Origin of the sequence: Methylobacterium sp. J-076, from assembly GCF_022829405.1 — a bacterium.
In the GTDB taxonomy this organism is placed as follows: Bacteria; Pseudomonadota; Alphaproteobacteria; order Rhizobiales; family Beijerinckiaceae; genus Methylobacterium.
The window spans coordinates 16303-34737 of sequence record NZ_JAKSXW010000143.1; the positions used below are offsets into that span (position 1 = coordinate 16303).

Consider the following 18435-nt stretch of genomic DNA (forward strand, 5'->3'; position numbering starts at 1 on the left):
GCGGCGGGATGCGGGACATCCTGCGGAGCGCAGCCGGATCGGGCTGCGAGGCCGCCGCGCGGGAAGTCCGCGGCGGCGGGGATGCGGCCCGCGGGCGGGACGAACCCGGCGCCGCGTCTTGACTCGGCACCCCGCAGGTCGGACCTAGCGTCACGAGACAGGCGCAGGCCGAGTGGCGTACTGTTCCGGCGAGATCGTGCCCGCGTTCCGCGCGGGCGGGCGCACCGGGCGGCGGTGCGGCCTGCATCCGTCGTCCGCGCAATTGCCCCTGTCGATGCCGCCAGACCTGCTCCTCGTCGCCGCCGCGGTCCTGCCCTTCCTCGGCAGCATCGGGGCGATCTGCCTGCCGAGCGACGCGCGCAACGCCTCCGCCGGGGTCGCGGGCGCCGCCACGCTGGCGAGCCTCGCCTGCATCGCCCTGCTCTATCCCCTCGCCTCCGGGCCCGAGCCCGTCACCTTCGCCCTCGACTGGCTGCCGACGCTGGGCGTCCGCTTCGTCCTGCGCCTCGACGGGCTCGCCTGGATCTTCGCCGTCCTCGTCCTCGGGATCGGCGCGCTGGTCGTGCTCTACGCCCGCTACTACATGGCGGCGGAAGACCCGGTGCCGCGGCTGTTCTGCTATTTCCTGGCCTTCGTCGGCGCGATGCTCGGGATCGTGCTGTCGGGCAACCTGATCCAGCTCGTCGTCTTCTGGGAGCTGACGAGCGTCGTGTCGTTCCTGCTGATCGGCTACTGGTCCGACAACGCCTCGGCCCGCGACGGGGCGCGGATGGCGCTGACCATCACCGCGGCGGGGGGGCTGTGCCTCCTCGTCGGAGCGGTGCTCCTCGGGCGGATCGTCGGCAGCTACGAGCTCGACGCGGTGCTGGCCGCGGGCGACGCGGTGCGGGCGAGCCCGCTCTACCTGCCCGCCCTGGTCCTGATCCTCGCCGGGGCGCTGACCAAGTCGGCCCAGTTCCCGTTCCACATCTGGCTGCCCCGGGCCATGGCGGCGCCGACGCCGATCAGCGCCTACCTCCACTCGGCCACGATGGTGAAGGCCGGCATCTTCCTGATGATCCGCCTCTGGCCGGTCCTGTCGGGCACGGAGAGCTGGTACTGGATCGTCGGCACCGTGGGCATGGCGACCATGCTGGTCGGCGCCTGGAGCGCGATCTTCCAGCACGACCTGAAGGGGCTGCTCGCCTATTCCACCATCAGCCATCTCGGGCTGATCACCCTGCTGTTGGGGCTCGATTCGCCGCTGGCCGTCGTCGCCGCGATCTTCCACACGGTGAACCACGCCACCTTCAAGGCGTCGCTGTTCATGGCGGCGGGCATCATCGACCACGAGACCGGCACGAGGGACATGCGCCGCCTGAGCGGGCTGTGGCGGGCCATGCCCTACACCGCCACCCTCGCCATGGTCGCCGCCGCGGCCATGGCCGGCGTGCCGCTGTTGAACGGCTTCCTCTCCAAGGAGATGTTCCTGGCGGAGGCGGTGGACAACACCGGCGACCACGCCCTCAACCTCGCCCTGCCGGTGCTGGCGACGCTGGCGAGCGCCTTCACGGTGCTCTACTCCCTGCGCTTCATCCGCCAGACCTTCTTCGGCCCCCCGCCCCATGACCTGCCCCACGCCCCGCACGAGCCGGTGCGGTGGATGCGGATCCCCATCGAGGCGCTGGTGCTCGTCTGCGTGGCCATCGGCCTCGTGCCGAACCTCACCATCGGGCCGGTCCTGGCGGGGGCGGCGCGGGCGGTCCTCGGCGGGCGGACGCCGGATTACGACCTCGCCATCTGGCACGGCGTCAACGCGCCGCTGGCCATGAGCCTCCTGGCCCTGGCCGGGGGCGTCGCGCTCTACGTCGCCTTCGGCACGCGGATCAACACCAACCCCCGGGGCGGCCCGTGGCTGATGGACCGGCTCGACGGCGGCCGGCTGTTCGAGCGCGGGATGACCGGCCTCGTCCTCGGCGCCCGCGGGCTGGAGGCGCGGCTCGGCACGGAGCGGCTCCAGCCGCAGCTGCGCCTGCTGTTCCTGGCCGCCCTGCTCGCCGCGACGGCGACGGGCTTCGGGCGGGGGCTCGACCTGTGGGCGACGGGGCGGACGACCGCCTTCGACCCCGCCTTCGCCCTGCTCTGGCTGGTGGGCGCCGCCTGCGCGGTCGGGGCCGCCGAGCGGGCGAAGTACCACCGCCTGTCGGCGACGATCCTGCTCGGGGGCGCCGGCCTCGTGAGCTGCCTCAGCTTCCTGTGGCTCTCGGCCCCCGACCTCGCGGTGACGCAGATCCTCGTGGAGATCGTCACCACGGTGATGCTCCTGCTCGGCCTGCGCTGGCTGCCGAAGCGCGACGAGGCGATTCCCGCCCCGGCGGCCGAGCGGGCCCGGGCGCGCCGCCGCCGCCTCACCGACCTCGTCATCGCCGCCTCCGTCGGCCTCGGCCTCGCCGGCCTCGCCTACGCGGTGATGACCCGCCCCCCCGTCGAGGGGATCAGCCGCTGGTTCGTGGAGGAGGCCTATCCGCAGGCCGGCGGGCGCAACGTCGTCAACGTCCTGCTGGTGGACTTCCGCGCCTTCGACACGCTGGGGGAGATCTGCGTCCTCGGGGTGGTGGGCCTCACGGTCTTCGCCCTGCTGCGCCGCTTCCGCCCCGCCCCCGACAGCCGGGAGCGCCCGGCCCAGCAGCTCCGGCAGGACGCCTACGACCGGGGCCGCGACGGGCGCGAGCCGGGGCACACCGCCGCCGACGCCATGCTGGTGCCCCGGGTGGTGATCACGTGGCTGTTCCCGTTCATCGTGCTCATCGCCCTGCACCTGTTCCTGCGCGGGCACGACCTACCCGGCGGCGGCTTCGCGGCGGGCATCACCCTCACCATCGGCTTCATGCTGCAGTACATCGCCCGCGGCGCGCAGTGGGTGGAGGAGCGGCTGCGCATCCAGCCGATCTCCTGGATCGGCCTCGGCCTGCTCGTCGCCGTGTTCGCGGGGGCGGTCTCCTGGCTGTTCGGGCACCCGTTCCTCACGGCCTCCTTCGCCTATTGGGAGGCGCCGGTGCTGGGCAAGGTGCCGCTGGCCTCCGCCCTGATCTTCGACCTGGGCATCATGGTCCTCGTGGTGGGGGCGAGCGTGCTGATGCTGGTGGCGCTGGCGCACCAGTCCCTGCGCCGCACCCGTTCCGCGGAGGCCGAGCGGGCCGCCGAGCGGGAGCCCGCCTGATGGAACTCGTCCTGTCCCTGGGGATCGGCGTCCTCGCCGCGGCGGGGGTCTGGCTGATCCTGCGCCCGCGGACATTCCAGGTCGTGCTCGGGCTGTCGCTGTTGAGCTACGCCGTCAACCTGTTCATCTTCGCCATGGGGCGGCTGACGGTGGGCGCGCCGCCGGTGCTGGGCGCCGGGCCGGACATCGTCTCCGTGGACGATCCCGTGCCCCAGGCCCTGGTGCTCACCGCCGTGGTGATCAGCTTCGCCCTGACCGCGCTGTTCCTCGTGGTCCTCCTCGCCGCCCGGGGCGTCACGGGGAGCGACCACGTCGACGGGCGCGAGCCGCACCCGGCCGAACCCTCTCCCGGACACCCCGACGCATGAACCCGGCCGTGACGAACCTCCCGGCCGCGGTCGCGTGGTCCGACCACATCGTGGTGCTGCCGGTGGTGCTGCCGATCGCGGTCGCCGGGGCGATGTTCCTCCTCGACGAGCGCCGCCGCCGGCTGAAGGCGAGCCTGACCTTCGCCACCGTGGCGGCGATGACCGGCATCGCCCTGGTCCTCGTCGGCTGGGTGGCCGAGGCGCCGAAGGTCTACCGCCTCGGCAACTGGGCCGCGCCCTACGGGATCGTGCTCGTGGCCGACCGGCTCTCGGCGACGATGCTGGCCCTGTCGGGCATCCTCGGCCTGTGCGCCCTGGTCTTCTCCTTCGCCCGCTGGGGGCGGGCGGGGCCGCGCTTCCACGGCCTGTTCCTGCTGCTGCTGATGGGGGTGGACGGGGCCTTCCTCACGGGGGACCTGTTCAACCTGTTCGTGTTCTTCGAGGTGATGCTGGCCGCGTCCTACGGCCTCGTCCTGCACGGCTCGGGGGAGACGCGGATCCGCGCCGGCCTCGGCTACATCGCGGTCAACCTCGTCGCCTCGCTGTTCTTCCTCGTGGGCGTCAGCCTGATTTACGGGACGATGGGCACCCTCAACATGGCCGACCTCGCCCGGCGGCTCGCCGGTCCCTCCCCGGCGGACCTCGCCCTGTTCGAGATCGGCAGCGCGATCCTCGGCCTCGCCTTCCTGATCAAGTGCAGCGCCTGGCCCCTGGGCTTCTGGCTGCCGCCCACCTACGCGGCGGCGAGCGCCCCGGCCGCGGCCATCCTCGCCATCCTCAGCAAGGTCGGCATCTACGTGGTGGTGCGCCTCAGCCTCCTCGTCTTCGGCGAGGGCCTGTCGGCGGGCTTCGGGCGCCCGGTCCTGCTGGCGACGGGGCTGGCGACCATCGCCTACGGCACCGTCGGCCTCGTGGGGGCCCGCGACCTCACCCGGGCGGCGGGCTACGCGGTGATGGTCTCCTCCGGCACGGTGCTGGCGGCCTTGGGGACCGGCAGCGACGCGGCGCTCGCGGGCGCGCTCTACTACCTGTTCGGCTCGACGCTGGCGGCCGGCGCCCTGTTCCTCCTGGCCGAGGTGCTGCAGCGGGGCCGCGCCCCGGCGGAGGCGGCGGGCCCGGTCTTCGCCGACGAGTACCGCGACCCGTTCGATGACGAGGACGCCACCGATGTCGGCAGCGTGCTGCCCACCGGGGTCGCGGTCCTGGGCGTCGGCTTCCTCCTCTGCACGCTGATGCTGGCGGGCGTCCCGCCGCTGGCGGGCTTCGTCGGCAAGCTCGCGATCTTCGTCGGGGTCGCCGCCGGCCCGGCCCCGGCGGCGGGCTGGTGGCTCGTGGCCGCCCTCACCCTGTCGAGCCTCGGCACGCTGATGCCCCTCGTGCGGCTCGGCATCCTGAACCTGTGGGTGACGCACGATGCGCCGCCGCCGCAGCTCGGCCGGTCCGAGCTGGCGGCGATCGCCGGCCTGCTCGCCACCTGCCTCGCCCTGTCCCTGTGGGGCGGCCCGGCTCTGGCCTATGCCGACGCGACGGTGAGCTGGCTGACGCAGCCGCAGGACTACGTCCGCGCCGTCCTCGGCCAGGCCGGAGGGCCCGCGACGTGAGCCGCGTCCTGCCCCATCCCTGGCTCTCGGCCGCCCTGGCCCTGACGTGGCTGCTCCTCAACGGGCCGCCGGGCCCGGGCAGCCTCCTGCTGGCGCTCGCCGTGGGGCTCGCCGTCCCCGCGGTGATGCGCGCGCTGCGGCCCCGCCCGGTCCGGGTGAGGGCGCCGGGCGCCCTGGTGCGTCTGACGGCCGTGGTGATCGTCGACATGGTCCGCTCGAACATCGACGTGGCCCGGATCATCCTCGGCCTGCGCCCCGGCGGGCGGCGCACCGGCTTCGTGGCGATCCCCCTCGACCTGCGCGAGCCCTTCGGCCTCGCGCTGCTGTCGATCATCCTCACGGCCACCCCCGGCACCCTCTGGGTGCAATACGATTCCGACACCGGGCGCCTCCTCCTGCACGTCCTCGACTACACGGACGGGGAGGCCTGGATCCGCCGGGTGAAGGACCGCTACGAGCGTCCCCTGATGGAGATCTTCGCATGAGCGCCGCGGCGATCCTCGATTGGGGCCTCGGCCTCGCCCAGGCGATGCTGGTGCTGGCCATGGCCATCGCCGCGTGGCGGATGCTCCGGGGGCCCCGGGCGCAGGACCGGATCCTCGGCCTCGACACGCTCTACCTGAACGGCATGCTGGCGATCGTGGTCCACGGGATGCGGACGGGCAGCGGCCTGTATTTCGAGGCCGCGTTCATCGTCGGGATGCTGGGCTTCACCGCCTCCGTGGCGCTGGCCAAGTTCCTGATGCAGGGCGAGGTGATCCAGTGACCGCCGCGCAGATGCCCGCCTGGGTCGCCTGCCTCGTCGTCGCCCTGGCGCTGGCGGGGGCCGGCTTCGCGCTGACCGGCGCCCTGGGCCTGATCCGCCTGAAAACCTTCTACGAGCGGGTGCACGCGCCGACCCTCGGGGCGACGCTGGGCATGGCCCTGATCCTGGCCAGCTCGATGCTGCTCCTGTCGCTCACCGAGGGCCGCCTGGTCCTCCGGGACGGCCTGATCGGGCTGTTCCTCACCGCGACCACGCCGGTGACGCTGCTCCTCCTCACCCGCGCCGCCGCCCACCGGGACCGCCACGAGGGCCGGCCCGGAGCCCCGCCGAAGGCGTGAGCCCCCGGGGCCGGCCCGGTCAGGAGTTCACCCGTTTCGGGATCGGACGGCCCCGGCAGGCGGCGCGGTACTGCTGGCGCGAGAGCCCGCGCATGTTGCGGCGGTCGGCCTGCTGCGTGCAGGCCGTCTTGCGGTCGGCCTTGTTCAGCTCCCGGGTGCCGGTCGTCGGCACGTCCGTCGGGGCGGGCGAGGTGTAGCTCTGCGCCAGGGCCGCCGCCGGCAACCCGATGGCGAGGCACAGTCCAAGACACAACCGACGCATCGTTCGCCCTCCGATCCACGCGCGAAGCTGAGCAATTCCCGAGCCAGGATCAGTCCATCGGCGCGGCGGATCCGGGGTAGCGCAGTGGATCGCCGGCCCGGCGGGTGTCGTACACGCAGTCCCCCGCCACCCAGGTCGCCCGGACGGTGCGGTGGTCGCCGAGGGTCATCAGCACGAACAGCAATTCCTCGATGTCCCGGCAGGTGCCGGTGCGGAAGCCGAGGAGCGGCGTCGCCGCGAGGTCGAGGACGCACAGATCCGCCTCGTAGCCGGGGGCGATCCGGCCGATGCGGTCGTCCAGGCGGAGCGCCTCCGCCCCGCCGAGGGTGGCGAGCCAGAAGGCCCGGGCCGCGTCGAGCTTGGTGCCGCGCAGGGCGGCGACTTTGTAGGCTTCGCCGAGGGTCTTCAGGAGGGAGAGCGTCGTGCCGGCCCCGACATCCGTGCCGAGGCCGACCCGCACCGGCCGCCGGGGATCCAGGGCGTCGAACAGCCGGAACAGGCCGCTGCCGAGGAACCCGTTCGAGGTCGGGCAATGGGCCAGCGCCGCCCCCGCCTGGTGGCAGGTGCAGAAATCCTCCTCGGTCACATGGATCGCGTGGCCGAACACCGAGCGCGGGCCGACGAGACCCGAGCGGGCGTAGACGTCGAGGTAGCTCGCCCGGTCGGGGAACAGGTCCATCACCCAGGCGACCTCGTCGGTGTTCTCGCACAGGTGCGTCTGGAGGAAGAGGCCGTCGTGCTCGGCGAGCAGCGTGCCGGCCGCGTCGAGCTGCGCCTGCGTGCAGGAGGGGGCGAAGCGGGGCGTGACGGCGTAGAGCTGCCGGCCCCGCCCGTGCCAGCGGGCGATGAGGGCCTTGCTCTCGTCGTAGCCGCGCTGGGCCGTGTCCAGCAGGGCGGCGGGGGCGTGGCGGTCCATCAGGACCTTGCCCGCGATCATCCGGGTGTTGAACCGCTCGGATTCCGCGAAGAACGCATCGACCGAGCCGGGATGGACCGTGCAGTAGACCATCGCCGTGGTCGTCCCGGCCCCGAGGATCTCCCGGAAGAACAGGGTGGCGACCCGCTCGGCATGGGCTTTGTCGGCGAAGGCGATCTCGGCCGGGAAGGTGTACCTGTCGAGCCATGCCAGCAGCTGCTCGCCGTAGGAGGCGATCATCTGGAGCTGCGGGTAGTGGACGTGGGTGTCGATCAGCCCCGGCAGGATCAGCGCGTTCTCGTAATGCACCACCGGGACGCCGGGCGGGAGCCGGCCCGCGGCCTCGGCATAGGGGCCGCAGGCGGCGATCCGCCCGTCCTCGATCAGGATCAGGGCGTCCTCCAGGTGATCGAGGCATCCCGGCGCCAGGAACGGGTTGCCCGAGAGGCTCGCCATCCGCCCGCGCAGGGCCCGGCGCACGGGCGGGGCGGGGGCGTCCATCATGTCAGGCGGCCCCGCCGCCGAGGGCGGAGACCGCCGCGGCGGACTGGGCGACCCAGCCGAAGATTCCGCCCTGCGCCTTGATCATCGCCAGCCCCGCCTCGTGGAAGGCGGGGATATAGGAGGCGCAGGCATCCGCGATCACCACGCAGCGGTAGCCGCGGTCGTTGGCCTCCCGCACCGTCGTGTGGACGCAGACTTCGGTGGTCACCCCGCAGACGAGGAGCGTCTCGATCCGCCGGGCGGACAGGATGCCCGCGAGGTCGGTGGCGTAGAAGGCGCCCTTGCCGGGCTTGTCCACCACCGGCTCGCCGGGCCGCGGCCGCAGGGCCGGGACGATGTCGTGGCCGGGCTCCCCGCGGATCAGGATCCGCCCCATCCGGCCGGGATCGCCGATGCGGGCCGCGGGCGCGCCGCGGGCGATCTTGGCCGGCGGGGCGTCCGACAGGTCCGGCCGGTGGCCTTCGCGGGTGTGGACGACCAGCAGGCCCGCCCGGCGGGCCGCCGCCAGCATCGCCGCGGCGGGGGCGATGGCGGCGGCGAGCCGCGAGACGTCGTTGCCGAGGCTCTCGCCGAAGCCGCCGGGCTCGAGGAAGTCGCGCTGCATGTCGATGATCACCAGCGCCGTGGTCCCGGCCTCGAAGGCCAGCGGCGCGGGCTCGGCCTCGAGGCGGGCGGTCGGGGAGGGGGGCGTTCCGGCCATGGCGCACATTCCTGCGGCCCCGGCTTCCGCCCGGGGGACATGCCCCGCCGCGTTGCAAAATCCGTGCGCCGGCGCTCCGGCAGGGGCGGGGCCACCTGTGGCCTTTTGGCAACTCGGAGTGGTGTCGTCTTGCCGCAGCCGGGCGGTGGCACATCGGTTGCTGCCCGCCCAGGGCTTTCGGGGCTGGGGGATCGACGCGATGCTAGGGCGTGTGATGGCGGCGATCGTTCCGCTGTGGATGGTGGGTTCGGCCCTCGCGGCGGACCTCGATGCCGTGAAGAAGGACAAGGCCCCCGAGGCCGTGCCGGTGAAGGACGTGTCGTTCTTCCTCTTCGCCGACACGCAGGTCAGCTACCGCTACCAGTTCCCCACGGTCTCGCCGGGCGTGCAGATCCAGCGCGGCGACGGCAGCTTCGTCTCCCGCGAGGCGCCCAAGCAGATCCTCAACATCTCCCACGCCGACGCCTGGGCCTACGGCACCAACTTCTTCTCCCTCGACATCCTGAAGTCCGGATCGCAGTTCCCCGCCGGCACCACCAACCCGCCCGGCTCCATCGCCGCCCCGTTCTTCGCCGATTACGGCAACACCGAAGCCTACGGCCTCTACCGCGGCACGCTGAGCCTCAACGCGATCACCGGCTCCAAGGCCTTCGCCATCCCCGGCCTGGTGAAGGACGTCTCGCTGGCCTTCGGCTTCGACGCCAACTCGCAGAACGACGCCTTCGGCTCCAAGAAGCGCGACGTCGTCGGCGGCCTGAACTTCGCCTTCGACGTGCCCGCCGGCTTCCTCAACCTCTCGGTACAGGCCTACAAGGAGTGGAACCGCAACGGCTTCAACGTCCAGCCCGACCGGGACCAGAGCTTCGACACGGTGCCGGAATTCGAGCTGGTCTACAGCTTCCCGCTCCCCTTCACCGGCCTGCCGCTGAGCATCACCGGCTTCAACAACATCGTCCTGCCCAAGGGCCGGGGGGTGCAGAACGTGGCCGACTTCGCCTTCAACCCCAAGCGGGGCCTGGAATTCCTGTCGCGGACCAACCTCGTCCTCGACCTCGGCAAGCTCGTCTACGACCAGCCCAACCGGGTCGATGTGTTCATCGGCTTCCAGTACTGGCTCAACAAGTTCGGCAACGTCGAGACCGCCACCTTCAAGGGTACCGAGGAGAAGAGCTTCCTCGCCGGCGTCGCCTTCCACGTGTTCTGATGGGCGAGGCCCCGCAGCGCGGAGGGGAGGGCCGATGACGGCGGGGACCGGGCGGGCCGCGGCGGCCGATCCGAGGCCCCTGTTCGGCGCCTACGGCATCGTGAAGCGCTTCGGAGACTTCACGGCCAACGACCATATCGACCTCGAGATCCGCGCAGGGGAGATCCACGCGCTGCTGGGCGAGAACGGCGCCGGCAAGTCGACCCTGATGAAGATCCTCTACGGCCTCCTGGCGCCGACGGAGGGGGTCGTCACCCATCGCGGGGACGTGGTCCGCCTCGGCAGCCCCGAGGATGCCCGCCGGCTTGGCATCGGCATGGTGTTCCAGCACTTCTCCCTCTGCGAGAACCTCACCGTCGCGGAGAACATCGCCCTGGTGATGGGGCGCGGCCTCGGGCGCGCTGCCCTCGCCCGGCGCATCGCCGCCCTGGGGGAGACCTACGGCCTGCACCTCGATCCGGAGCGGCCGGTCTGGTCGCTCTCGGCCGGGGAGCGCCAGCGCATCGAGATCGTGCGCTGCTTGCTGCAGGACCCGAAGCTCGTGATCCTCGACGAACCCACCTCGGTGCTGACGCCGGGGGAGGCCGAGCTGCTGTTCACGGTGCTGGAACGCCTGCGGGCGGAGGGGAGGGCGCTGCTCTACATCTCGCACCGCCTCGATGAGGTGCGCCGCCTCTGCGCCCGCGCCACCATCCTCCGGGCGGGCAAGGTCGTCGGCGCCTGCGATCCGCGGGCCGAGAGCGCCGGCTCGCTGGCCGCGATGATGGTGGGCGCGCAGGTCTGCGAGGTCGCCCCCGCCGCCCCGGCCGCCCCCGGCGGCGAGCGCCTTCGCCTGGACCGGCTGTCGCTTCCCGCGCCGGGGCTGCACGCCACCGGCCTCAGGGACATCAGCCTCGCCATCCGCGGCGGCGAGATCCTCGGCATCGCCGGGATCGCCGGCAACGGGCAGGCCGAACTCTTCGCCGCGCTGTCGGGCGAGACCCGGGCCGGGCAGGCCGGCGCCGTGCTCATCGACGGCGTGCCGGCCGGGCATCTCGGGGTCAACGCCCGGCGCCGTCGCGGCGCGGCCTTCGTGCCGGAGGAGCGCAACGGCCACGCCGCCGCCCCCGGCATGAGCCTGTCCGAGAACGTCGTGCTCTCCCGCCACGCCACCGCGCCGCTGACGCGCTTCGGCTTCCTGCGCCGGGGGGCGGCCCAGGCCCTGGCGGACCGGGTGATCGCCACCTTCGACGTGCGCAAGGCGGGGCCGGACCCGGCCGCCGGCACCCTCTCCGGGGGCAACCTGCAGAAGTTCGTGGTGGGGCGGGAGATCCTGGCGAACCCCGGCATCCTCGTGGTCGATCAGCCGACCTGGGGTGTCGATGCGGCGGCGGCGGCGCGGATCCGGCAGGCCCTGGTGGACCTCGCCGCCGCGGGCAGCGCCATCCTCGTCATCAGCCAGGACCTCGATGAGCTGTTCGAGATCGCGGATTCCATCGCCGTCCTCCATGCCGGAACGCTGTCTCCGGCGGTGACGCGGGCGCGGACCACCCGCGAGGCCGTGGGCCTGCTGATGGGCGGTGCGGAGGACATGCCCCCCGCCGTCACCGGCGCCGTCCCCCCATCCGAGGCCGCCCATGCGACTTGACCTCGTGCCGCGCGGCCACCGCTCGCCGGTGGTCGAAGCCCTGTCGCCGGCCCTCGCCTTCCTGGCGGCGGTGCTCGTCGGCGGGGTGGCCGTCTCGCTGCTCGGCGTGTCCCCGGCGGCGGCCTTTTCGGTCTACTTCATCGCGCCGCTCTCCGAGCTGTGGTCGCTGCAGGAGATCGCCATCAAGGCGGCGCCGCTGGCCCTGATCGCGACGGGCCTCGCCTTCTGCTACCGGGCGAACCTGTGGAATATCGGCGCCGAGGGCCAGTTCGTGGTCGGCGGCCTCGCCGGGGGCATGGTCGCCATCGCCACCCACGGCAGCACGGGCGCCACCTTCTGGATCCTGCCCGCGATGCTCGCGGCGGGCACGCTCGCCGGCATCGCCTACGCGATGATTCCGGCGCTCCTGCGGGTGAAGCTCGGCGTCTCCGAGATCCTGACGAGCCTGATGCTGGTCTACGTGGCGGAGCTGCTCCTCGACTACATGGCGCGGGGGCCCCTGCGCGATCCGGCGGGCTTCAACTTCCCGCAGAGCGTGACGTTCGATGACGCGGCGCGGCTGCCCTCCCTAATGGAGGGGGACACCCTGCATGCGGGCGTGCTCGTCACCCTCGCGGCGGTGGGGCTGGCGGTCGTCGTCCTCGGCCGCAGCTTGTTCGGGTTCGAGATGCGGGTCGTCGGCGCCAGCCCGCGCGCCGCCCGGTTCGCCGGGTTCGGCGCGGAGCGGCTGACGCTCGCCGCCTTCGCGATCTCCGGGGGCGCGGCGGGGCTCGCGGGGATCGTCGAGGTCGCCGGCCGGATCGGGCAACTCCAGCCGACCATCTCGCCGGGCTACGGCTTCACCGCGATCATCGTCGCCTTCCTCGGCCGGCTCTCGCCGGTCGGCATCCTCGTCGCGGCCCTGGTGATCGCGCTCACCACCATCGGCGGGGAAGCGGCGCAGATCGACCTGCGGCTTCCCCTCGACCTGACCCGGGCCTTCCAGGGCCTGCTCCTCGGCCTCGTCCTCGGGGCCGACGTGCTGACGCGGTTCAAGGTCCGCCTCGTCCCGGGTGCGGCCCGATGAGCCTCGACCTCGTGCAGATGATTCTGGCCACGGTGCTGGCCGCGGCGACCCCGCTCATCATCGCGGCCCTGGGGGAGCTCGTGGCCGAGCGGGCGGGCGTCCTCAACCTCGGCGTCGAGGGGATGATGGTGTGCGGGGCGGCGCTCGGCTTCGCGGCGGCGGTGGAGACCGGCTCGACCCTGGCCGGGGCGCTCGCCGGGATCGGCGCGGGGATGGCGCTCGCCGCCCTGTTCGGCGTGCTGACGGTGGGGCTCGCCGCCAACCAAGTGGCCTCCGGCCTCGCCCTCACGATCCTCGGCCTCGGGCTCTCCGGCCTCGCGGGGGCGGGCTATGTCGGCCTGAAGCGGGAGCCCGCGCCGCATCTCGCCGTGCCGGGCCTCAGCGACCTGCCGGGCGTCGGCCGCCTGCTGTTCGGGCAGGACGGGTTCGTCTACGCCGCCCTCGCCCTGGCGGTCGCCGTCTCGTGGTTCCTGTGGCGGACGCGGGCGGGGCTGATCCTGCGCGCCATCGGCGACGATGCCGCCGCCACCCATTCCCTCGGCCTGCCGGTGCGCGGGGTGCGCTTCCTGGCGGTGCTGTTCGGCGGCGGCTGCGCGGGGCTCGCGGGCTCCTACCTGTCGCTCGCCTACACGCCGTTCTGGACGCCGGCCATGACCGCCGGCCGGGGCTGGATCGCCCTCGCCCTCGTCGTCTTCGCCTCGTGGCGGCCGGCGCGGGTGGTGGGCGGGGCGGTCCTCTTCGGCGGGGCGACGGTGCTGCAACTCCATGCCCAGGCCTCGGGCATCGGCCTGCCGGGGCAGCTGCTCTCGGCGCTTCCCTACCTCGCGACGATCCTGGCGCTGGTCCTGCTGTCGCTCGGCCGGCGGCGGGGCGGCTCCCTGGCCCCCGCCGCCCTCGGGCGGGACTTCACCCCGCACCGGTAGCGGTGCTGCGATCGAAAGGACATCACCGATGAAGCGGACCACCCTCAGTGCCTGCCTCGGGGCGCTCCTCCTCCTCGCCGGCCCGGCCCGCGCCGAGGACAAGCTCAAGGTCGGCTTCGTCTATGTCGGGCCGGTGGCCGATTACGGCTACTCGTTCCAGCACGACCTCAGCCGCAAGGCCCTGGAACAGGCGCTGCCCGGCAAGGTGGAGACCACCTTCCTCGAGAACGTGCCGGAGGCCGACAGCGAGCGGGCGATCGAGAAGCTGGCGCGCTCGGGCATGGGGCTGATCTTCACCACCTCCTTCGGCTTCATGGAGCCGACCCTGAAGGTCGCAAGGAAATTCCCGAAGGTGAAGTTCGAGCACGCCACCGGCTACAAGCGTGCGCCCAACGTCTCGACCTACTCGGCCCGGTTCTACGAGGGTCGCTACGTCTGCGGGAAGATCGCCGCCAAGCTCTCGAAGACGGGGACGGTGGGCTACATCGCCTCCTTCCCGATCCCCGAGGTGGTGAGCGGCATCAACGCCTTCATGCTCGGCGCCCAATCGGTGAACCCGAACCTCAAGCTCAAGATCGTCTGGGTGAACACGTGGTTCGATCCGGGCAAGGAGGCGGAGGCCGCCAAGGCGCTGCTCGCCCAGGGCGCCGACATCCTCTCCCAGCACACCGATTCCGCCGCCCCGCTGCAGGAGGCCGAGAAGCAGGGCAAGCTCGCCTTCGGCCAATCCTCCGACCAGTACCGCTTCGCCCCGAAGGCGCAACTCACCTCCATCGTCGATGACTGGAACGGCTACGTCATCCACGAGGCCAAGGCCGTCATGGACGGCTCGTGGGCGAGCCACGACACCTGGGGCGGGATCAAGGACGGCATGGTCGTCCTCGCGCCCTTCACCAACATGCCCGCCGACGTGAAGGCCATGGCCGAGGAGACGGTGAAGGACATCGCCTCGGGCAAGGTCCAGCCCTTCGCCGGGCCGGTGGCGAAGCAGGACGGCACGGTCGCGGTCAAGGCCGGCGAGACCGCCCCCGACCCGATGATCCTCGGCATGAACTGGTACGTGAAGGGGATCGACGACAAGCTGCCCCAGTAGGGGCCCGTGGCTCAGCGCGCCGCGGGCACGCCGGGGGGCCGGGCCGCCGGGGTCTCGACCGGGATGCCGTCCCCCCGCGGCCGAACCGGGATCGCATCGCCGGAGCGGATCGCCTCCGCCTCGTTGCGCGGCCCGGCGAGGCCCTCGGTGCCCCCCGGGGCGGTGGCCGGATCGCGCCCGGCGGGGGCGCCGACGGATTGCGCATGCGCGACGCCGGCCGCCGCGAGGAGCCCGCCGAGGGCCAGGGTCAGGGTCAGGTGGCGTCGCATCGTCGTGTCGTTCCCCGCATGTCGCTGCGGTGGACGAATGGTGCACGCGGACAGAGGTTCCCGCAGTGGAGGCGGGCCCCTTTGTGAATGGCTGAGGATTCGACACTCTTCCCGTCTCTGCTCGCCAAGACGGGGGTGAATCTCGCTGGCCAATCCCTGAGCATCGGGGGTGATGACCGTCTCGACGCGTCCGGGTGTCGGACCCGGAAGGGGGACGGTTTAGCGCCGCCGCCGGTGCGGCCTGTGCGCCTTCTGGTGCCGGCGCAGGCCACCGGGGGCGGTGGCCCGGGGTTGGCCGGCCGGGGGCGTGAGGCTCCCCTGCGCCGCGGCCTGCGGCGGCCGGACGGACCCGTGGCTGTCGATCGAGGCGCCGAGGCCGCACCACGCCGCCGCCGCCAGAAGGGCGACCGCTCCCAGACGATACGTCATCATCGTTCCCGCTCCCGACTGTCCCGCGCCCGATCCTGTCCGGGCTAGCAGACAACGGGCCAGTCGGCGCCGGGTGGCACACGGATTGCGCGAGCCCCACCGCCGCGCTTCACCCCGCGATCCGGAGGGTGGGAATGCGCGCCCGCAGGGGACGATCCCGCCATGTCGCGCGCCGCCCGGTCCGATCCTTTCCCGAGCCCCGAGGCCGCGGCGGGTCCCGCGGCTCCCGCTGCGCCCCTCGAAGGCGCCGCCGCCCCGACGGCGACGGTGAGGCCCCTGGCCCTCGGCCTCCTCGGCCTGCAGCACGTGCTGGTGATGTATGCCGGCGCGGTGGCGGTGCCGCTGATCGTCGGGCGGGCGCTCAAGCTGGCGCCGGAGCAGGTCGCCATGCTGGTGAGCGCCGACCTGTTCGCGGGCGGCCTCGCGACCCTCGTCCAGAGCTGGGGCCTCCCCGGCATCGGCGTGCGGATGCCGGTGATGATGGGCGTGACCTTCGCGGCGGTGACGCCGATGATCGCCATGGGCCTGAGCCCCGGCATCGGCCTCACCGGCATCTACGGCGCCGTCATCGCGGCGGGGCTGTTCGCGTTCCTCGCCGCGCCGCTGATCGGGCGGCTGCTGCCGCTGTTCCCGCCGGTCGTCACCGGCACCATCATCCTCGTCATCGGCATCTCGCTGATGCGCGTCGGCGTGAACTGGGCCGCGGGCGGGGTGGGGAACCCGCATTACGGCGCCCCGCTCTATCTCGCCATCGCGGCCTTCGTGCTCGGCGTCATCATGGCGATCACCCGCTTCGGCACCGGCTTCGTGAACTCGGCCTCCGTGCTGATCGGCATCGTCGCCGGGATGGTCGTGGCGGGGCCGTTCGGGCTGGTGGATCTCGGGCACGTGGCGAGCGCCCCGTGGTTCGATGTGGTGCGCCCCTTCGCCTTCGGCCTGCCGACCTTCGATCCGGTCTCGATCGTCACGCTCTGCATCGTGATGATCGTCGTGATGGTGGAATCCACCGGCATGTTCCTCGCGCTCAGCGAGATCTGCGCGGACCCGCTGGACGAGGCGCGGCTGGTCCGGGGCCTGCGGGCCGACGGCCTCGGCACGGTGATCGGCGGCGTCTTCAACACCTTCCCGTACACGTCGTTCTCGCAGAACATCGGCCTCGTGGGCGTCACCGGGGTGCGCACCCGCGCCGTGGCCGTGGTCGGCGGGTTCCTCATGCTGGGGCTGGGGCTCGTCCCCAAGCTGGCGGCCCTGGTCGAGGCGGTGCCCCAATGCGTCCTCGGCGGCGCGGGGCTGGTGATGTTCGGGATGGTCGGGGCCACGGGCGCCCGCATCCTCGGGGGCGTCGACTTCGCCGGCAACCGCAACAACCTGTTCGTGGTGGCGGTGTCGGTGGGCTTCGGCATGATCCCCCTCGTCGCGCCGAACTTCTTCAAAGAGATGCCGCAGGCCCTGCATCCCCTGCTCGAATCGGGCATCCTGCTCTGCGCCCTGGCGGCCGTGGGGCTGAACCTGTTCTTCAACGGGGTCGGCAGCACGGATGCGGCCCGCGCCGCGGCCATCCGCCAAGCGCAGGCCGCCGAAGCCCACTGACACCCCATGCCTGCAACCCGGAGAGTCCCATGGCCCTGACGGCATCGCGCTACGGCAAGGCCCGGGTGCGGGTGATGCGCCTGACCCGCGACGGCGACCACCATACGCCCCGCGAGCTGACGCTCAGCGTGCTCATGGCCGGGCGCTTCGAGGCCGCCTGGACAGAGGGCGACAACCGCGCCTGCGTGGCCACCGACAGCGTCAAGAACATCGTCAACGTCACCGCGGCCCGGAACCTCTCCCTGGACAAGGAGGCCTTCGTCGGCGCGGTGGCGAAGGTCTTCCTCGACACCTATCCGCAGGTGGAGACCGTCGCGATCGAGGCGACGGAGACGCGCTGGCGGCGCGAGGTGATCGGCGGCGCCCCGCACGGCCACACCTTCACCCTCGACGGCAACGGCGTCGGCACCGTCGCCCTCACGGCGAGCCGGGGGGAGACGGTGCTGCGCTCCGGCCTGCGCGGGTTCACCTTCATGAAGACCACGCAATCGGGCTGGGCCGATTTCGTCGACGACGCGTACCGCACCCTGCCGGACACGACGGACCGGATCGCCGCCACCAGCATGGATGCCACCTGGACTTGGTCCCGCCCCCCCGCCGACTATGCCGAGGCCAACGGACGTGTCCTGTCGACGCTGATCGCGGTGTTCGGCACCACCTACAGCCACGGGGTGCAGGACAGCATGTACCGGATGGGTGAGGCGGTGCTGGCGGACGTGCCGGAGATCGCCGAGATCGGCTTCGCGATGCCGAACAAGCACTACATCCCGATAAATCTTCAGCCGTTCTGCATCGAGAATCCCGGCACGGTGTTCCTGCCGACCGATGAGCCCCACGGGCAGATCGAGGCCACCATCGGCCGCCGCGGCTAGGGACGCGTCCTCCATGTGGTGTGGCATGGCGACGGAAAGATCCGTGCCAACTGGCGCATGACGGCGCGTTTGCGCGCCGACTATTCGCTAAACCATTGTTAACGGAGGGACTTTAGAGCCGCAGCATCGCACGCCCCGCGATGCCCGGTCGCGGAACCGGTGCGCCACCGCACAAGGATTTGGCGCGGGATGTTGGATCGGGAGGCACGCCTGCCCAAATGGTGGCCCAACACGTCGCTCGCCGTTCGGCGGGCGGCCTCCGCCATCGGGTTGTCCGCCATGTCCTTCAATCTCCTCGCCGGCACTGTGCTCGGCCTCTCCCTGTCCACCGCCGCCTTCGCGCAGAGCTTCACCGCCCCGGCCGGCATCCCCGCCGTCACCGCCCCCGGCGGCGTCGAAGGGCGTGCGGCCGTGCCGAACCTGATCGATTCGCGCAATGTCAGCACGTACGGCACCGTCACCGAGGACGGGGTGGTGAGCACGGGCTCGGTCCAGCGCTCGCACGGGGCGCGGTTCGAGCGCCTGCGCTGAAGGCACCGCCACTCGATCCGCCCCGCTCTCGGCGCGCGGGGCGGCGTCATCCCGGTTCGCGGCGCCCGTTCGCCCGTGTCGTGTCGCCCCGCGCGCGATGACGGGCGGGTGAGTGTGCCGCGGACTTCATGGCCGGGATCGGATGCCGTCCGCACCCCGGGGTCTGCGAGACTCGCA

19 protein-coding genes are annotated in these 18435 nt (G+C 72.4%); 14 read left to right on the forward strand and 5 right to left on the reverse strand.

Going from position 1 to position 18435, the window contains the following annotated elements; all coding sequences use genetic code 11:
• Positions 1–274: 274 nt before the first annotated feature.
• Genes MKK53_RS19535 through mnhG form a run of 6 tightly spaced genes read left to right on the forward strand, consistent with a single transcriptional unit; the run spans position 275 to position 6272 of the window.
• The gene (locus tag MKK53_RS19535) at positions 275–3199 is read left to right on the forward strand and encodes a monovalent cation/H+ antiporter subunit A (protein ID WP_243930628.1); all 2925 of its coding nucleotides are present in this window, start codon (positions 275–277) and stop codon (positions 3197–3199) included.
• Entirely contained in the window at positions 3199–3567 is a 369-nt protein-coding gene (locus tag MKK53_RS19540; protein ID WP_243930425.1) for a Na+/H+ antiporter subunit C, read from the forward strand. Before MKK53_RS19535 ends, MKK53_RS19540 begins: the two co-directional genes overlap by 1 nt.
• Positions 3564–5168, forward strand: a complete 1605-nt coding sequence (locus tag MKK53_RS19545) for a monovalent cation/H+ antiporter subunit D (RefSeq protein WP_243930426.1) — start codon at positions 3564–3566, stop codon at positions 5166–5168. The genes MKK53_RS19540 and MKK53_RS19545 overlap by 4 nt, the downstream gene beginning before the upstream one ends.
• Positions 5165–5653, forward strand: a complete 489-nt coding sequence (locus MKK53_RS19550) for a Na+/H+ antiporter subunit E (protein WP_243930427.1) — start codon at positions 5165–5167, stop codon at positions 5651–5653. Before MKK53_RS19545 ends, MKK53_RS19550 begins: the two co-directional genes overlap by 4 nt.
• On the forward strand, positions 5650–5934 hold the full coding sequence (locus MKK53_RS19555; RefSeq protein ID WP_243930428.1) for a K+/H+ antiporter subunit F: 285 nt from the start codon (positions 5650–5652) through the stop codon (positions 5932–5934). The genes MKK53_RS19550 and MKK53_RS19555 overlap by 4 nt, the downstream gene beginning before the upstream one ends.
• Positions 5931–6272: a monovalent cation/H(+) antiporter subunit G gene (gene mnhG, locus MKK53_RS19560; RefSeq protein ID WP_243930429.1), complete on the forward strand. Its 342-nt coding sequence runs from the start codon at positions 5931–5933 to the stop codon at positions 6270–6272. Before MKK53_RS19555 ends, mnhG begins: the two co-directional genes overlap by 4 nt.
• A 19-nt stretch (positions 6273–6291) precedes the next feature.
• Here mnhG and MKK53_RS19565 read toward each other — a convergent pair whose 3' ends face one another.
• The 3 genes from MKK53_RS19565 to MKK53_RS19575 are packed head-to-tail and all read right to left on the reverse strand — an operon-like array spanning position 6292 to position 8654.
• Positions 6292–6534 carry a hypothetical protein gene (locus MKK53_RS19565; RefSeq protein ID WP_243930430.1) on the reverse strand — a complete coding sequence of 81 codons (243 nt, stop codon included), beginning with the start codon at positions 6532–6534 and terminating at the stop codon, positions 6292–6294.
• 49 nt (positions 6535–6583) lie between these two features.
• Positions 6584–7954 carry a guanine deaminase gene (gene guaD, locus MKK53_RS19570; RefSeq protein WP_409564376.1) on the reverse strand — a complete coding sequence of 457 codons (1371 nt, stop codon included), beginning with the start codon at positions 7952–7954 and terminating at the stop codon, positions 6584–6586.
• 1 nt (position 7955) lies between these two features.
• Positions 7956–8654 (reverse strand): cysteine hydrolase family protein, encoded by a 699-nt coding sequence (locus MKK53_RS19575; protein WP_243930431.1) that lies wholly within the window; start codon positions 8652–8654, stop codon positions 7956–7958.
• A gap of 199 nt (positions 8655–8853) precedes the next feature.
• Here MKK53_RS19575 and MKK53_RS19580 point away from each other — a divergent pair, with 199 nt between their 5' ends.
• The 5 genes from MKK53_RS19580 to MKK53_RS19600 are packed head-to-tail and all read left to right on the forward strand — an operon-like array spanning position 8854 to position 14567.
• Positions 8854–9858 carry a hypothetical protein gene (locus tag MKK53_RS19580; protein ID WP_243930432.1) on the forward strand — a complete coding sequence of 335 codons (1005 nt, stop codon included), beginning with the start codon at positions 8854–8856 and terminating at the stop codon, positions 9856–9858.
• Between the two features lie 34 nt (positions 9859–9892).
• On the forward strand, positions 9893–11485 hold the full coding sequence (locus MKK53_RS19585; protein ID WP_243930433.1) for an ABC transporter ATP-binding protein: 1593 nt from the start codon (positions 9893–9895) through the stop codon (positions 11483–11485).
• Positions 11475–12551 (forward strand): ABC transporter permease, encoded by a 1077-nt coding sequence (locus tag MKK53_RS19590; RefSeq protein WP_243930434.1) that lies wholly within the window; start codon positions 11475–11477, stop codon positions 12549–12551. The genes MKK53_RS19585 and MKK53_RS19590 overlap by 11 nt, the downstream gene beginning before the upstream one ends.
• Complete coding sequence (locus MKK53_RS19595; RefSeq protein WP_243930435.1) at positions 12548–13474, forward strand: ABC transporter permease; 927 nt, start codon at positions 12548–12550, stop codon at positions 13472–13474. Before MKK53_RS19590 ends, MKK53_RS19595 begins: the two co-directional genes overlap by 4 nt.
• Positions 13475–13502: 28 nt before the next feature.
• The gene (locus MKK53_RS19600) at positions 13503–14567 is read left to right on the forward strand and encodes a BMP family ABC transporter substrate-binding protein (RefSeq protein WP_243930436.1); all 1065 of its coding nucleotides are present in this window, start codon (positions 13503–13505) and stop codon (positions 14565–14567) included.
• 11 nt (positions 14568–14578) lie between these two features.
• Here the strand turns inward: MKK53_RS19600 and MKK53_RS19605 are convergent, their stop codons facing one another.
• Positions 14579–14836 (reverse strand): hypothetical protein, encoded by a 258-nt coding sequence (locus tag MKK53_RS19605; protein WP_243930437.1) that lies wholly within the window; start codon positions 14834–14836, stop codon positions 14579–14581.
• Between the two features lie 219 nt (positions 14837–15055).
• A complete protein-coding gene (locus tag MKK53_RS19610) occupies positions 15056–15268 on the reverse strand; it encodes a hypothetical protein (protein ID WP_243930438.1) in 213 nt (70 codons plus the stop codon).
• A 159-nt stretch (positions 15269–15427) separates the two neighbouring features.
• On the opposite strand from MKK53_RS19610, the gene MKK53_RS19615 reads away from it, so the two are divergent.
• The 3 genes from MKK53_RS19615 to MKK53_RS19625 all read left to right on the forward strand — a co-directional run bounded on the left by MKK53_RS19615 (position 15428) and on the right by MKK53_RS19625 (position 18258).
• Positions 15428–16855 carry a nucleobase:cation symporter-2 family protein gene (locus tag MKK53_RS19615; protein WP_243930439.1) on the forward strand — a complete coding sequence of 476 codons (1428 nt, stop codon included), beginning with the start codon at positions 15428–15430 and terminating at the stop codon, positions 16853–16855.
• A gap of 29 nt (positions 16856–16884) precedes the next feature.
• A complete protein-coding gene (pucL, locus tag MKK53_RS19620) occupies positions 16885–17727 on the forward strand; it encodes a factor-independent urate hydroxylase (protein WP_243930440.1) in 843 nt (280 codons plus the stop codon).
• A 279-nt stretch (positions 17728–18006) separates the two neighbouring features.
• Positions 18007–18258: a hypothetical protein gene (locus MKK53_RS19625; protein ID WP_243930441.1), complete on the forward strand. Its 252-nt coding sequence runs from the start codon at positions 18007–18009 to the stop codon at positions 18256–18258.
• Positions 18259–18435: the final 177 nt, after the last annotated feature.

What these genes read in the sequence shown, in the direction of transcription:
- MKK53_RS19605 (WP_243930437.1), bottom strand. Translation starts at nt 14,836, where the DNA reads ATGCGACGCCACCTGACCCTGACCCTGGCCCTCGGCGGGCTCCTCGCG.
- MKK53_RS19590 (WP_243930434.1), top strand. Translation starts at nt 11,475, where the DNA reads ATGCGACTTGACCTCGTGCCGCGCGGCCACCGCTCGCCGGTGGTCGAA.
- MKK53_RS19595 (WP_243930435.1), top strand. Translation starts at nt 12,548, where the DNA reads ATGAGCCTCGACCTCGTGCAGATGATTCTGGCCACGGTGCTGGCCGCG.
- MKK53_RS19600 (WP_243930436.1), top strand. Translation starts at nt 13,503, where the DNA reads ATGAAGCGGACCACCCTCAGTGCCTGCCTCGGGGCGCTCCTCCTCCTC.
- MKK53_RS19625 (WP_243930441.1), top strand. Translation starts at nt 18,007, where the DNA reads ATGTCCTTCAATCTCCTCGCCGGCACTGTGCTCGGCCTCTCCCTGTCC.
- MKK53_RS19585 (WP_243930433.1), top strand. Translation starts at nt 9,893, where the DNA reads ATGACGGCGGGGACCGGGCGGGCCGCGGCGGCCGATCCGAGGCCCCTG.
- MKK53_RS19535 (WP_243930628.1), top strand. Translation starts at nt 275, where the DNA reads ATGCCGCCAGACCTGCTCCTCGTCGCCGCCGCGGTCCTGCCCTTCCTC.
- MKK53_RS19565 (WP_243930430.1), bottom strand. Translation starts at nt 6,534, where the DNA reads ATGCGTCGGTTGTGTCTTGGACTGTGCCTCGCCATCGGGTTGCCGGCG.
- MKK53_RS19540 (WP_243930425.1), top strand. Translation starts at nt 3,199, where the DNA reads ATGGAACTCGTCCTGTCCCTGGGGATCGGCGTCCTCGCCGCGGCGGGG.
- MKK53_RS19545 (WP_243930426.1), top strand. Translation starts at nt 3,564, where the DNA reads ATGAACCCGGCCGTGACGAACCTCCCGGCCGCGGTCGCGTGGTCCGAC.
- guaD (WP_409564376.1), bottom strand. Translation starts at nt 7,954, where the DNA reads ATGATGGACGCCCCCGCCCCGCCCGTGCGCCGGGCCCTGCGCGGGCGG.
- MKK53_RS19555 (WP_243930428.1), top strand. Translation starts at nt 5,650, where the DNA reads ATGAGCGCCGCGGCGATCCTCGATTGGGGCCTCGGCCTCGCCCAGGCG.
- MKK53_RS19575 (WP_243930431.1), bottom strand. Translation starts at nt 8,654, where the DNA reads ATGGCCGGAACGCCCCCCTCCCCGACCGCCCGCCTCGAGGCCGAGCCC.
- pucL (WP_243930440.1), top strand. Translation starts at nt 16,885, where the DNA reads ATGGCCCTGACGGCATCGCGCTACGGCAAGGCCCGGGTGCGGGTGATG.
- MKK53_RS19610 (WP_243930438.1), bottom strand. Translation starts at nt 15,268, where the DNA reads ATGATGACGTATCGTCTGGGAGCGGTCGCCCTTCTGGCGGCGGCGGCG.
- MKK53_RS19615 (WP_243930439.1), top strand. Translation starts at nt 15,428, where the DNA reads ATGTCGCGCGCCGCCCGGTCCGATCCTTTCCCGAGCCCCGAGGCCGCG.
- MKK53_RS19580 (WP_243930432.1), top strand. Translation starts at nt 8,854, where the DNA reads ATGCTAGGGCGTGTGATGGCGGCGATCGTTCCGCTGTGGATGGTGGGT.